The 15506-nt window shown below is 37.2% G+C and carries 8 protein-coding genes; 7 read left to right on the plus strand and 1 reads right to left on the minus strand.

Annotated elements, in window-relative coordinates:
* Window positions 1–35 precede the first annotated feature (35 nt).
* A complete protein-coding gene (locus G7051_RS14420) occupies window positions 36–2195 on the minus strand; it encodes a TonB-dependent siderophore receptor (protein WP_166201317.1) in 2160 nt (719 codons plus the stop codon).
* A 788-nt stretch (window positions 2196–2983) separates the two neighbouring features.
* On the opposite strand from G7051_RS14420, the gene G7051_RS14425 reads away from it, so the two are divergent.
* The 7 genes from G7051_RS14425 to G7051_RS14455 all read left to right on the plus strand — a co-directional run bounded on the left by G7051_RS14425 (window position 2984) and on the right by G7051_RS14455 (window position 15490).
* A complete protein-coding gene (locus G7051_RS14425) occupies window positions 2984–6493 on the plus strand; it encodes a TonB-dependent receptor (RefSeq protein ID WP_166201319.1) in 3510 nt (1169 codons plus the stop codon).
* An 18-nt stretch (window positions 6494–6511) separates the two neighbouring features.
* Window positions 6512–8389, plus strand: coding sequence for a RagB/SusD family nutrient uptake outer membrane protein (locus tag G7051_RS14430; protein ID WP_166201321.1), 1878 nt, complete (start codon window positions 6512–6514; stop codon window positions 8387–8389).
* A gap of 153 nt (window positions 8390–8542) precedes the next feature.
* Window positions 8543–10027 (plus strand): glycoside hydrolase family 10 protein, encoded by a 1485-nt coding sequence (locus G7051_RS14435; RefSeq protein ID WP_166201323.1) that lies wholly within the window; start codon window positions 8543–8545, stop codon window positions 10025–10027.
* Between the two features lie 120 nt (window positions 10028–10147).
* The gene (locus G7051_RS14440) at window positions 10148–11317 is read left to right on the plus strand and encodes an exo-beta-N-acetylmuramidase NamZ domain-containing protein (protein ID WP_166201325.1); all 1170 of its coding nucleotides are present in this window, start codon (window positions 10148–10150) and stop codon (window positions 11315–11317) included.
* 116 nt (window positions 11318–11433) lie between these two features.
* Complete coding sequence (locus G7051_RS14445) at window positions 11434–12909, plus strand: sodium:solute symporter (RefSeq protein WP_166201347.1); 1476 nt, start codon at window positions 11434–11436, stop codon at window positions 12907–12909.
* 72 nt (window positions 12910–12981) lie between these two features.
* Window positions 12982–14445, plus strand: a complete 1464-nt coding sequence (locus G7051_RS14450; protein ID WP_166201349.1) for a glycosyltransferase family 2 protein — start codon at window positions 12982–12984, stop codon at window positions 14443–14445.
* Window positions 14446–14542: 97 nt separating this feature from the next.
* On the plus strand, window positions 14543–15490 hold the full coding sequence (locus G7051_RS14455; RefSeq protein WP_166201351.1) for a DUF4922 domain-containing protein: 948 nt from the start codon (window positions 14543–14545) through the stop codon (window positions 15488–15490).
* Window positions 15491–15506 lie beyond the last annotated feature (16 nt).

Genomic DNA, 15506 nt, shown 5'->3' on the forward strand with positions numbered 1-15506 from the left:
CTGTAGTTTCCCATATTGATAAACTATACCTTCAATTATAAGTTTAGGGTAATCGAACAGCGATAATTTACCGGTGGCAATTGCACCCAATAATACATGTCATTTCTTTTCCATGCCGTCGAATACTGGTGGCTATCCAAAATGTTATTTACCATAAGGTTGATACTGAATTTTCTTTTGGTATACGATACACCTCCATCCAGTCTGAAAAAGTCTTTTAGATCCTGAGGATCACTTGATGTAAATCTTTCGGCTCTGCCAGCCATGTATTGGTATCCCAAAGACAGGCTAAAACCCTTTACTTTTTTGAATGGCAGTGCATAATCGAGCCAAGTGTTTTGTATATGCCTGATGCGGTTTGGAGTAGGCATGCCTACCAAAGCCGGATTTTTGTCGTCTTTCGTAATTTTCGAGTCCGTGTATGCGTAATTTATTATGACATTTAGACCTTTTGCGATTTGCCCTCTGAGGTCAAACTCTATCCCTTTCGATTCGTTTTCACCCGATTGATAAATATCATTATTAACGGGGTCTTTCACTATGTTTTGACTGCGGGTAATATGGTAAACCGAGAGCGTTGTATTCAGTGCCTTGTTGTTCCAATCCTTTTTCAGTCCGGCTTCGAAACTCTTGCCTCGAATAGGTTTTAGCGGATTTTTCTGATAATCGATACCTGCTTGCGGTATAAACGAATTGTCATATAATCCGTAGATGCTGAATGATTTTGTGATCAGATAATTAGCTCCTATTCTAGGAGTGAGTATCCAATCCGAAGCATCGGTTTTTTCTCCGTATTGATTAAAGTCGGCCTCAAATTGAGTTAACCGTATCCCTCCGTTAATTTTAAGTTTGTTATGTAGTAAACCAATTTCATCCATAACATAAAACGATGTGTAGTAAAGCTTACTGTCGGTTAGATTTTCGGGAGAGTTAATCTGGTTTTCGGAATCAAAATCTCCACCTGTGCCGTTATTGTTAATCACATTTGCATATACCGGATTTGTTATATCCAGTGGGTAAATAGTCGATGCAGTGTTCCATGTATCTTGTGTTTTGTTGTGTTTGTGATTGAAATCGATTCCGGCAAGGAAAGAATGTTTTACTTCTCCTGTAGAGAAATTACCTTGAGTGAAAGCTTGTGCCGAGAAAATATTGTATTTCATGCCATCATAAACATAATATCTGTCAAGGATGTTTGGGTTGGTCTCGTTTTTCCCGTAAACCCAGAATATAGTTCCTGCCGATTGACTGTTAATTTCCGATAGTTGTCCGGTAAAAGACCAGTTTTTGTTTATCTTTTTCTGAAAGTTCGCAAAAACATTATGATCATTGGCTTTATACGGTCTCGAACTGGGATCGGTGATACTGAAGTTTCGCGGAAGCGAACCAAATCCGTTGGGTGATATTTGTGCTTCACTAAGCATCATATAGTTGAGCCTTTGATAAATATACTCGACCGTTAGTGCAGTATTTTCGTCAAACTTATATTTTAGAGAAGGGGCAATCAGAATACGCTCGTTACTATCGAATTGAAGGAATCCTTTTTTATTCATACCCATAATATTGAAGCGGTACAACAGTTTGCCTTTGTCATCTAATTTTCCCCCGAGATCGGCTTCTGCTCTTATAAGCCCGAAACTGCCTTGTATTACACTGAATGTTTTCTTATTGATACCTGTCGGTTTTTTTGTGATGATATTGTACGAACCGGCAGGATCTCCCAGCGAATTCATAAATCCGGCAGGTCCTTTTATAAACTCAATATTTTCGATTATGGCTACATCATCGCCAATGGGTCCTTTTAACAAAGGGCGTAAATCTACGCCGTTGCGTTGTGCCGAAATATATCCGCCCCGCATATAAATATCTGCCGAAATTCCGTTATGAAGCTCTTCTCTGAAAGCTCCACTGACATTACGGGTTATACTTTCGTTTACATTTAGCGAAAATTGGTCTTTCAGTACTTCTGCACTGATCAGTTGTATATTTTGTGGGGTTTCGAGTAATTGCTGTTGAATCCTTAAGCTGCTGGATAATTTGTCAGTCCTGTATTTCTTGTCGTTATTACTTTCTATAATGACCTCATTTAGAGTAATGGTTTTTACGCTGTCGGCTTCTACTTCGGTGGCCGAGGCGTAGTTTTGTACTGTGCATAACATATAGGCAATGCAGATTATTGTCAGTTTCTGTTTCATGATATGTAGGGAGTATGCTAAAGTTTATTTATTCTGCTATTTGAGTGACACGATATTATTTTTTGTTGTTACTATTTTAAACAAATATTCTACAATTTTGTTTAAAGCATTATTGATTTATTTTAGTTGCAGACAATCGATAATCCTTTTTATGTGTATTTAGTATGTGTTTGTTTGCTAGTTTTTTATATGGTTTGTGTGTTATTCTTTTTTTATCTTTACTCTGTTCTCTATCGAGCCTGTAGCTTATAAATGCTATCTACTAAACGAATTTATTCTTAAATAGAATTTATTCTAATATATACTTATAGTCTCTGCATAAATGCTTTGTAGTTATTTCCTTTGTTTGTATTAAAATAAATATATGAAATATAATAAAAGTTAACTAGACTATTCTTTGTTTACTTTTTAAGGTTTAGTTACAAAAATTTATTATACATTTGAGAGGTACTTAATTTCTATATTAGTTTAGAAATTATAATGCTTAATATTATATTGCCTGTGTCATATATTGTGTATTAATCTTTATGTCTGATCATAATGGTTTTAGAATATATTTATATATATCTTTTTTTAACCATATGCTTTGATTTTTATTGTTTTTTGTTTTTCCAATAATCAGTTTGTATTAATGCTATATTCTTCTTTATATATTAATATTGACTTGTTTTTATTGTTAATAAATACTTTATTTTGTATGTAACCATTAAATAGTTAAACCTTAAATAAACCTTCTCTATGTTGCTATCGAGGAATTATAATTTTATTAAAATTAAATCAACTAGTGTATGAATGCATTTAGAAAAAAGACAAATTTATTGTCGAAGAAATGGCTGTCTTTGCTATTTTCTTGCTTTTTCGCTTTAATATGGGGTACTCAGCCTGTATTAGCTAATCTTGGAGGATCCAACACTCCTTTTGAGTTACAACAAACAATTCAAAAAGTCGAAGGGGTTGTAAAAGACAAAGCAGGGGAACCATTAGTAGGTGTAAGTGTTGTTGTTAAAGGCACAACATCAGGAACTGTTACCGATCTTGATGGTAAATATTCGCTGAATATTAATACTTCTAATCCAGTTGTTGTATTTTCTTATATTGGTTATAAACAACAATCTATTACTCCTACCAAAACGACTTTGAATGTTGTTTTAGACGAAGATTCTAAAATGATGTCGGAGGTTGTAGTTGTAGGGTATGGTCTTCAAAAGAAAGAAAACTTAACAGGTGCTGTTTCTTCGGTGAGAGTAGATGAAACATTGGGAAGCCGCCCTATTGCCGATGTAGGACGTGGACTGCAAGGTGCAGTACCCGGTCTTACGGTTACTATTCCAAGTGGAGAGGTGGGATCTGATCCTACCATGAAGATTCGTGGACAAGTAGGATCTTTGGTGACAGGATCGTCATCGGCTCCTTTACTTTTGGTTGATAATGTGGAAGTTCCCAGTATACAAATGATAAATCCCGATGATATAGAATCTATTTCAGTTTTGAAGGATGCTGCTTCGGCATCGATCTATGGTTCTAAAGCTGCATTTGGTGTTATACTGATTACTACAAAAAGAGGTGCTAAAACCGAATCTTTATCTGTGACTTACTCGAATAATTTTTCTTGGCAAAATGTAGCTAAGAAAATAGATATGGCTGGTGTTGATGGCTTGGAATATAGTTTGCTAGCTGCCGAAAGAATTGGCTCGACTACAGCCGGAGTATTTTGGAAAGTAGACAGAAATAGCTATGAGAGATCGAAAGAATGGATGTCTCAATATGGAGGATCAGTAAAGGCAACAGATCCGATGATTTATGGTCGTGACTGGTACAGACAAGGATCTTCTAATATGGGGGTACGTATATATGATCCGTATGAGGTAATGATTAGAGAGTGGGCGCCTGCTCAGACACATAATTTATCAGTAAATGGTAGAAGTGGGAAAACCGGCTATAACATTGGGCTTGGTTATTTGCTTCAAAATGGTATGACTAAACCGGCAGAACATGATGACTTTAAGCGTTATAATGCTTCTGCGAACGTTACTACCGATATTAATAAATACTTGACGGTAAGAGCCGGAACAATTTTTGCAGATCGTACGAAACGTTATCCGGGTTCTGCTGCAACAACATCCGATCCTTGGTATTATATGTATCGCTGGAGTTCTATTTCTCCGATTGGTGTTCAAGAAGATGGTGTAGATTTGAGAGAACCTACTGCTGAAATACGTAATACAAAAACTGCAAGTATCAGAAATATATATCACAATATAAATCTGGGAGCAACGGTTAATATTACCAAAAACTGGGATTTTAAATTTGATTACACTTTTGCCAATCAACAAGATATAACCAGCAAAGCATTGGTTGACTTTACGGCAAGAGATGCTTGGGGTAGTACTGCTGCTCCTGTTTTGAGAAAAGATGCACAGGGAAATCAGATCTATGTAAATACTGCAGGACAACCTGTTTCTGGTGATACTCCCGGTGCTATGGCTGCATATCAGTTATCGTTGATTACATATAACCCTCCCGGAGGAGCCGGAAATACTCAGAATAATATCTATCGTAAATCGAGAAATACGGATGAAGGTATTATTAATGCCTATTCGACCTATAATTTGAAATTAGGCAAGGAAACCGAACATATATTTAAATTTATGTTGGGGATGAACCGTGTAACTAAGAAATATGCTGAAAACTGGACTCAGAAAACAGGTTTGCTGAATTTTAATAATCCTCAGTTTCCTTTAGCTACAGGTACTGTAACAGGAAGTGGTGAAGAATACTGGGAAAGTCAGTTAGGATATTTCGGACGTGTGAACTATGCTTTTCAAGATAAATATCTTCTTGAAGGTAATTTACGTTACGATGGTTCTTCTAAATTCCCAACACATTTGAGATGGAGATGGTTCCCTTCTTTTTCGGCAGGTTGGGTAATTAGTAACGAGCGTTTTATGGAATCTTTAAATTCAGTAATGAATTTTGCAAAATTGAGAGGTTCATGGGGTTCGGTAGGGGATCAGTCTGTACCAAACAATTTATATGTGCCTATCTTAACTAACTATACAACTACTTGGTTGAATGGAGATACACAATTCGAGTCGTTCCGTAATCCTCTAGCCGTTCAGTCGGATATAACCTGGCAAGATATCGAAAACTTAAATATCGGTATTGATTTCAGATTTTTGAAAGATAAAATCGGAGTTTCGGTAGATTGGTTTCAGCGTAAAACCAATAATATGATTATTGAAGGAGATGCTTTACCATATACATTCGGAACACCAGCACCTCAAGGCAATTATGGTAATCTTAGAACAAGAGGTTGGGAAGTTGCTGTAGATTTTAATCACAGATTTGCAAATGGCTTGTCGATAAACGGACTTGCTACATTCTCAGATGCAACAACTTATATTACTAAAAATGCAGACTATTTACTTCCGAAAGAAGACAGGTCTATTGATAAGCAATTTACCGGAAGACGTTATGGTGATATCTATGGTTATAAAACAGATAGGTTGTATCAATGGTCTGATTTCGAGACTGATGCAAATGGTAACTTGGTGACTACAACAGTGAAAGTAAATGGAGTTGAAAAAACAGTTTATAAACTTAAAGGTGAAGATCCTGTATATCAAGCTAAGCTTGAAGGAGGTAATTTTAAATTTGGTCCCGGTGATGTGAAGTATGTAGACCTTAATGGCGATGGAGCAATTAACGATGGAACAAGAACTGTAGGAGATATGGGTGACCTTACTGTTATTGGTAATTCAACTCCGCGTTACGAATATGGATTCCGTGTAGGTGCCGATTTCAAAGGGTTCGATATGTCGGTATTCTTCCAGGGAGTTGGTAAACGCGATATCTGGGGAGCAGGCCCATTGGCAATTGCCGGTTTTAACTCCAATGATGGTGCTATGCCTCAGGCTATTGCAGGCGATTTTTGGAAAGAAGACCGTACCGATGCATTTTATCCTCGCGCATTTAATCTGTCGGGTAGTGCTAATGTATATAACATGCAACAACAATCTCGCTACTTGTTAAATATGGCTTATCTGAGAATGAAAAACCTTACGTTTGGATATTCACTTCCGGCTGCTACACTTCGAAAAGTGTATTTGACTAAAGCACGCTTTTATGTTTCATTCGAAAATTTGTTGACTTTTGACAAATTGAGAGGTTTACCGATCGATCCGGAAGCTGTTACAGGTTATTCTATGTTTAATGAGAATAATTATAACGGTAGTCGTACCGGAACGGGTGTTCCAACATTTAAGACTGCTTCGGTGGGGGTTCAACTAAGTTTCTAACTCTAAACTATAAATACAATGAAAACAAAGATATTATTACTTACATCCATCGTCTTTATACTCTTTTCGAGTTGTGAAGATGTACTGGACCGACCTCAATTGTCGTCGGCGAATGACGATACGTACTGGGTGAACGAAAATAATGTTCGTCTCTTTATGAATGAATATTATCCTTATCTTTTTGTCGGTTATAATACCAATTGGGGAACCAATTATACACCTATGACTGGCTATGCCTTTAGTGATGATGTAATGACAGCGGTAAAGCAAACTAATTTTGATACCTCTATTCCTGCTTCGTTAGGTAATGCTACTCCTCCTACATCTACTGTATACAACGATTTTCCGGCTTGGCAGGCAAAATACACAGGACCTACATGGAATTTTTATTGGGTGCGTAAATCAAACCTGATGATTGATCGTGTTGAGAAGAGAATGGGCAGTATACTCAATGAAGAACAAAGAGACCATTGGATAGGTATTGCCAAATTTTTCAGAGCTATGTGGTATGCAAACATGGTGCAGGTATTTGGAGATGTACCCTATTACGATCATCTTGTACTGGATACTGAATTGGATGAGCTATATAAAGACAGAACTCCAAGAGATAAAGTAATGGATGCTGTGTATGATGATCTTAAGTTTGCCATGGAAAAAGTTCGCCTCAATGATGGAGAACAATCGGTTAACAAATACATTGTTGCAGGTTTTGCAAGTCGTTTGATGTTGATCGAAGGAACATGGCAAAAATACCACTATAATAATACGCCAAGAGCTCAGAAGTTTTTAGAGTTCTCGAAGGAAGCATCGGAGTTTCTAATGAATAGTGGCAAGTATGATATTGTAACAGATTTTCGCAGCTTGTTTGGCTCAGAAGATCTTAAGGGTAATAAAGACTGTATATTGTATCGTCATTACAGTAGTTCAAAGATGGTAACGCATTCAGTAGCAACGTATTCAAATTTGGTTATGTCGGATCTTAACGTAGGAGCAAATTTGTCGTTACTTAAATCATTTATTTGTAATGATGGTAATGTATGGCAAAACTCGAAAGCGACGAATGCCGATCAGTTTAATCTTGCTAATTTGGTTAAAACCCGTGATCCTCGTTTTGAAGCCACGTTCTATGATAAGGCTAGAATACAGTCTAAGACGGCTATATATGCATGTAAGTTTATCAGCAGAGAGGGTACAAGTTATGGAGGGGTTAATGTTCCTGCTAAATTTACCTCAACTAATAATACGAACGACTACCCGATTATCCGTTACTCGGAAATCCTTTTGAACTGGATCGAATCTAAGGCAGAGCTTGCTACGTTGGGAGGAGCTGCTGTTACTCAGTCTGATATAGATATGTCTATAAACAAGATACGCAATCGTCCATTGGATGCCGAGGCGATATCGAAAGGCGTAACCAAAACCAAAGCAATGGTTTTAGGAGCTATTACCGATTCTTATGACCCTGCTCGCGATACAGATGTACCCCCACTAATCTGGGAAATACGCCGCGAACGTCGCATGGAGTTCTTCTTCGAGCATTCACGTATAGGAGATCTTAGACGTTGGAAAAAGCTTAGTTATATGAATGGAACCAAATACCCTGATATTATGCGAAGTATCTGGATTGATATTAAAAGCGAATTACCGGAATTATTGACTCCAACCAACTCGGGTAAGGTCTCGGTAATAAAAGCAGACGGAACCCGAGTGACCTACAATGGAACCAATGCTGCTGATATGGTTGGCTATTTTAGTCCGCCGACGGTTGCCGACAGAGATCCGTTTGAGAATCTAGCAGGTGTAAATGTGTATCTGGCTCCTATTGGATTGAATCAAATAAATGATTACGAATCAAGAGGATATACTCTTACCCAAACAGCAGGATGGGGTGAATAACCGCAAGGAATAAATGTAAAAGGCTCTTCTTTATACAGAAGATAAAGAAGAGCTCTTTTAAAGATATCTTTTATGCACTATTGTCAGCTATTATAACTGATTTGCTAACCCAAAATTTAGAGAGGTCTATGACCTTAAAAGAGCCTATTATCCATGAAAAAGACCATAAGTTTACTGCTTATACTGTGCAGTTTTGTAGCCTACTCGTCGGCCCAGACCAACAAACGGGCATTGCGAGGATTGTGGGTAGCTACGGTAACCAACATTGATTGGCCTACTGCTCCCGGACTTCCTGCCGAAAATCAACAGGCAGAGATGATAACTCTATTGGATGAGATGCAATCATGCAATATGAATACAATTATTTTTCAGATCAGACCTACTGCCGATGCTTTTTATAAATCGCATTTCGAGCCATCGAGCCACTGGTTAACAGGTCTGCAAGGCAAAGATATGGGATATGATCCCCTTCAATTTGCTATTGATGAATGTCATAAACGAGGAATGAATATACACGTTTGGCTTAATCCTTATCGTGTAAACAATGATACTGTTGCTTACAATACGTATGCAAAAGACCATATTATGAACACGCATCCCGAGTGGGTAGTGTCGTATGGCAAAGCAAAATATTTTAATCCGGGATTAGATGAGGTACGTGATTTTACTTGTAAAGTGGTAAAAGACATTGTAGCCAATTATGATATAGATGCTATTCATATGGATGATTATTTCTATCCCTATAAAATAGCAGGTGAAGAATTTCCTGACTCACTTACTTTCGTAAACCATCCCCGTGGTTTTACCGACAAAGGAGACTGGAGACGGAACAATGTAAATCTGATTATTAAGGAAATAAACGAGGCAATTAAATCCGAGAAGCCTTGGGTTGAGTTTGGTATATCTCCATTTGCCATTTGGCGTAACAAAACCGAAGACCCCAGAGGATCTGAAACAAAGGCAATGACCAATTACGATGGACTGTATGCTGATATTCTGCTTTGGCAAGAGAAAGGGTGGATAGACTATGTGCTTCCTCAACTGTATTTCAATATAGGGTATCCTATTGCCGATTATGCGATATTAGCCGACTGGTGGTCTAAATACAATTATGGAGCCAATGTATATGCCGGTTTAGCACCTTATAGAGTTTCTAAAACAGCCAAACAAAAAGAGTGGCACAACCCTAAACAATTGGTAAAGCAGATTCGCAGGAATATGTCTGATCCTAACTTACAGGGGGAGATATATTTCAGTGCAAAATCATTTTATAATCCCGCATACAATATTCCGGAGTTGGTTCGCAAAGAATATAAAATATTAACCATCTCTCCCGAAAATAACCGGATAGTGAGAATCGAACCGCAAAATCCTCAGAATGTATCTATGCAGTTAGAAAAAGATAAATACCTGCATCTGAAATGGGATAGGGGAGATAATGCCAAGCGTTTTGTAATCTATAAATTCAGGAAAGATAAACCTGTAAACAAAGATAACGCCGAGAATATAGTTGCCGTAACAGGTTTGACAGAAGTGAAACTACCTTATAAAGACAATAAGGACTTGAAAAAATACCGTTATGGGGTAACCAGTCTGAGCCCTACTCATGCTGAAAGTGCAATTGTTTATTTCGAATAGATACTTATTTTAGGGTAAGGGTGGCACTTTACTTTATTTGAATTATTAAGACTGACATGAGAGTGGAGTAAAACCCTGCCCCTAATTTAACGGATTTTAGAGATCAAAAGATATATAGATATGAAAATAATAAAAGTACTTGTCATTTTATTGTTTTGTAGTATTCTGCAAACTTATTCACAACCGGCAAAAGTACAGGTGGGAGCAGAATCTACCCAAGAATACTTTCCCTTATTGAAGGGGAAGAGGATAGCGGTGATGTCTAACCATACAGGTATGGTAGGTGATGAGCATCTGGTTGATCTGTTGGTGAAAAATAAATACGATGTGGTTGCTATATTTTCGCCCGAACATGGTTTCAGAGGTAATGCAGATGCAGGCGAACATGTATCGAGTTCGGTAGATCAAAAAACAGGAGTTCCCATCCGTTCATTATATGATGGTGATGCAGGTAAACCGAGTAAAGAATCAATGGATCTTTTCGATATTATGATTATTGATATTCAGGATGTAGGCTTACGTTTTTATACCTATTATATCACGATGGCCAAGTTGATGGATGCTTGTGCCGAATATAATAAAAAAATGATCATTTTGGATAGACCTAATCCCAACGGGCATTATGTGGATGGTCCTATATTGGATATGAAATATAAATCGGGTGTGGGCTGGCTTCCTATTCCTGTGGTACATGGAATGACTCTGGGCGAATTGGCTCTGATGATAAATGGCGAAGGATGGTTACCCGAATCGCGCATCTGTGATGTAACAGTAGTTAAGTGTAAGAATTATACACATCAAACATTGTATCAATTACCGATAGCTCCGTCTCCTAATTTACCTGATATGAAGGCTATTTATTTATATCCTTCAACCTGTTTGTTTGAAGCTACTCCTGTCAGTTTAGGACGTGGAACTTCATTTCCATTCGAAGTGTACGGGCATCCTAATATGAAAGGCTATACTTTTTCGTTTACTCCGCGAAGTATCGAAGGTGCAAAAAATCCACCGCAATTAAACAGATTGTGCTATGGAGTCGATCTGAGGAATGTTCCGGATGAAGAAATATTTAAAAACGGCTTCGATTTATCCTATGTGATTGATGCTTATGAAAATCTTAATCTGGATGATCATTTTTTTCGTCCTTTCTTCGAAAAGTTGGTCGGTGTTGACTACATTCGAAAAATGATTATAGATGGAAAATCAGCCCAAGAAATAAAAGAAATGTGGAAGGGCGATGTTGCTAAGTTTAAAGAACAACGGGCTCCCTATTTATTATATGAAGAATAAGGACTACAGACCTTTGATTTAGTATAAACAAGTACAAAACAATAAATAGTTGTGAGTATAGAACAGATCATTAAATATCTTTACTTTACTTATTTAATTTGATAAGAATATAAACTATGGATCCTATATTAGTATTACTAACCATTGCCGCTTATTTTGGTGTACTTTTCGGAATATCTTATATTACGGGACGTAAAGCCGATAATCAGGGCTTTTTTACGGGTAACCGCAAATCGTCGTGGTACGTTGTTGCCTTTGCAATGATAGGTTCGGCTATTTCGGGAGTCACCTTTGTGTCTGTTCCGGGAATGGTGGCAACAAGTGGTTTTGCTTATCTGCAAATGGTAATGGGATTTGTAGTAGGACAATTGATTATTGCCTTTGTGCTGATTCCTCTTTTTTATAAGATGAACCTGACCTCTATTTATGAATATTTGGAAACCCGATTCGGTATATCAACTTATAAAACGGGTGCATGGTTTTTCTTTATATCGAAAATGCTTGGAGCGGCCGTACGCCTGTTTTTGGTTTGTCTGGTGCTGCAGTTTCTGGTTTTCGAGCCTTTTGGTTTATCATTTGGTATGAATGTACTATTTACAGTAGGTTTGGTTTGGCTTTATACATTCAGAGGGGGAGTAAAATCGCTGATATGGACTGATTCTTTGAAAACGTTCTGTCTTATCTTTTCCGTTGGACTGTGCATTTATTATATCTCCTCTGATTTAGGACTCAATTTATCAACTACATTGTCTACGATTTATGATAATGATTATTCGAAAATATTCTTTTTTGATGATGTAAACGATAAACGGTTTTTCTTTAAGCAATTCCTTGCAGGGATATTTACGGTTATTGCTACAACAGGGCTTGATCAGGATATGATGCAAAAAACGTTGAGTTGTAAGAATTACAAAGACTCTCAAAAAAATATGGTAACCAGTGGAGTATTGCAACTGTTTATTATTCTACTGTTTCTGATGCTGGGAGTTTTGCTTTATACATTTGCAGCTCAGAATAATGTGTCTTTGCCAGCTAAAAGTGATGAACTATTCCCCATGTTGGCAACCAAAGGATATTTCCCCATTATTGTAGGAGTACTATTTGTAATAGGTCTTATATCGGCCGCTTATGCAGCAGCAGGTTCGGCTCTTACCGCACTAACCACTTCTTTTACAGTGGATATATTGGAAAGCCCCAAGACGAAAAGCGAAGATCAGGTAGCAAAAATTCGCAAGAAAGTGCATATTGGTATGGCTGCCGTAATGGGTATTGTCATTATACTAATTAATGTATTAAATAACACCTCTGTTATTGATGCCGTTTATATTCTTGCCAGCTATACATACGGACCAATTTTAGGACTTTTCGCTTTTGGCATCTTTACCAAAAAGGCGGTGAAAGACAAATTTATTCCCCTTGTAGCAATAGCAGCGCCTATACTTTGCTTTATAATAGATAAAAATTCTAAAGAATGGTTCGATGGATATCAGTTTAGTTACGAGCTGCTTATCATGAATGCTTTCTTTACTTTTATTGGGCTTTTGTTATTGGTTAAGAAAGGTAGGGGTGTATTGCATACGCCCGAAAAATAAAGAAGACTATAAAGGGCACATGCAATATGCCCCTACAATGAAAAAATATATAAAAATATAATTTTAAAAAACATGAAAGTAAATATCAATTGCTTTATTCCATTTCAAAGTGCAAATCAAGTAAAAGAAACAATTGCGACTTTGAAAGCATCACATCTGGTAAATAAAATCTATTTACTGACTGATAATGATTGTAAAGAAAAAATTGACGGTTGTGAAGTCATTTCAATAGACTCTCTTAAATCGACCGAAACAATTAAAAAGATAGCAGCAAAAGCAGATGCCGAATATACGCTGATCTATACCAAATCGGCAGACCTCAGATTAGGATACTTTGCTTTGGATCGTATGATTCAGATAGCTGAAGATTCTAATGCAGGGCTTATTTATGCAGATCATTATCAGGTTGTAGGTGACGATAAAAAGAATTGTCCTGTAATAGCATACCAAAAAGGAAGTTTAAGAGATGATTTCAACTTCGGATCTGTACTTATTTATAAATCGGATGATCTGAAAAAGGCTGTGTCTCAAATGGATGTGACGTATAAGTTTGCAGGTTTGTACGATCTTCGTTTAAAAGTGTCACAAGCTGCCGAACTGGTACATATCAACGAATATTTGTATACAGAAATAGAAAATGATACGCGTAAAAGCGGTGAGAAAATCTTTGATTATGTAGATCCTAAAAACCGTGAAGTACAGGTCGAAATGGAAAAAGCTTGTACCGATCATCTACAGAAAATAGGTGCTTATCTTACTCCTCAGTTTAAAAAGATTGAATTTAATAAAGCCGATTTTGAGTTCGAAGCATCCGTTATTATTCCTGTGCGTAATCGTATACGTACCATTTCGGATGCTGTGAAATCGGTATTAAGCCAGAAAACGAACTTCAAGTTTAACTTAATCATAGTAGATAACTATTCTACGGATGGAACAAGTGAAGCTATTGATAAATTTGCTTCCGATGAACGTTTGGTTCACGTAATACCCGAAAATAAAGAGTTGGGTATCGGTGGCTGTTGGAACGCAGGTGTACATCATCCGAAGTGTGGAAAATTTGCTGTTCAACTGGATAGTGACGATGTGTATTCGGATGAAAATACGCTTCAAAAAATCGTTGATGCTTTTTACGAGCAAAACTGTGCTATGGTGGTGGGTACATATATGTTGACCGATTTCGAGATGAAGATGATTCCTCCCGGTATTATCGACCACAAAGAATGGACACCCGAAAATGGTCGTAACAATGCCCTTCGTATCAATGGACTTGGAGCTCCACGAGCTTTCTATACACCTGTATTGAGGGATATTAAAGTACCCAATACAAGTTATGGCGAAGATTATGCATTGGGATTGTATTTTTCGAGAGAGTACCAGATCGGACGTATTTATGATGTCCTGTATTTATGCCGTCGTTGGGATGATAACTCGGATGCATCGTTGGATATTGTGAAAATGAATGCACATAATACGTATAAAGACAGAATACGTACTTGGGAAGTACAAGCTCGTATTAATTACAATAAAAAGAATTAAGTTTTTAGCCGCTTTAACTTATCTACTTAATTTGACCAAACAGGAGCATAACGCAATGCTTTTGCTCCTGTTTATTATTCTATTAAAGAAACATTGAATGAAAACACTTGTGACATCTGATAATGCTAAAAATCTACTTTCGGAACAGCTGCGGGAGTGGGAGCAAGCCCGACTAAATTATGAAGCCTTGGCAAAGGTCGAATCGAAAGATTTTTCTTTTGGCAAGTTTATCATTAAAGTACAATTTAACCCAGGGAGAATCCAATCGTCGGCGGCAAAGGTCGATGCAAAATCTATTCAGGAAAGAAAATGTTTCTTGTGTCCGGCAAATCTACCGGAGATACAGAAAGGTATACCGTTTGAGAATACTTATCAGATATTAGTCAATCCGTTTCCGATATTTCCGCAACACTTTACAATACCTACCTATCAGCATGTTGATCAGTTAATCCTGCACAGGTATGAAGATATGCTGGATCTGGCAAAGAACTTGGATGAGTATACCTTTTTTTATAATGGGCCCAAATGCGGAGCCTCTGCTCCCGATCATGCGCACTTTCAAGCCGGAAATAAAGGGTTTTTACCTATTGAAAAAGATATTAAACACATCGATAAAGAACAGGTACTTGAAAGTGAAGGTTTAACAGTATATGCTTTCAGAAACTATTTAAGGAATGGACTGCTGATAGAGGCAGAGGATAAAAAACAGGCTGTAAACATTTTCAATAACTTATACTCTTTATTGGAGATAAAAGAAGGAGAAAAAGAACCGATGATGAATATCATTTCGTGGTATCAGGATGGAAAATGGTTCAGTTGTATTTTTCCTCGAGAGAAACACCGTCCAAGCTGCTTCTTTGCAGAAGGCGATGAAAATATATTGATCAGTCCTGCATCGGTCGATTTAGGAGGAGTATTTATTACACCACTCGAAAAAGATTTCAAGAAAATTACTACCGAAGATATACAAACGATATTAAAAGAAGTATGTATAAGTGATAGTGATATGCTGGCATTGATCGGTAAAATAAAAAACTTACTTTAATAATAAAGGAATACCT

Origin of the sequence: Dysgonomonas sp. HDW5B (genome assembly GCF_011299335.1) — a bacterium.
Lineage (GTDB): Bacteria > Bacteroidota > Bacteroidia > Bacteroidales > Dysgonomonadaceae > Dysgonomonas_A.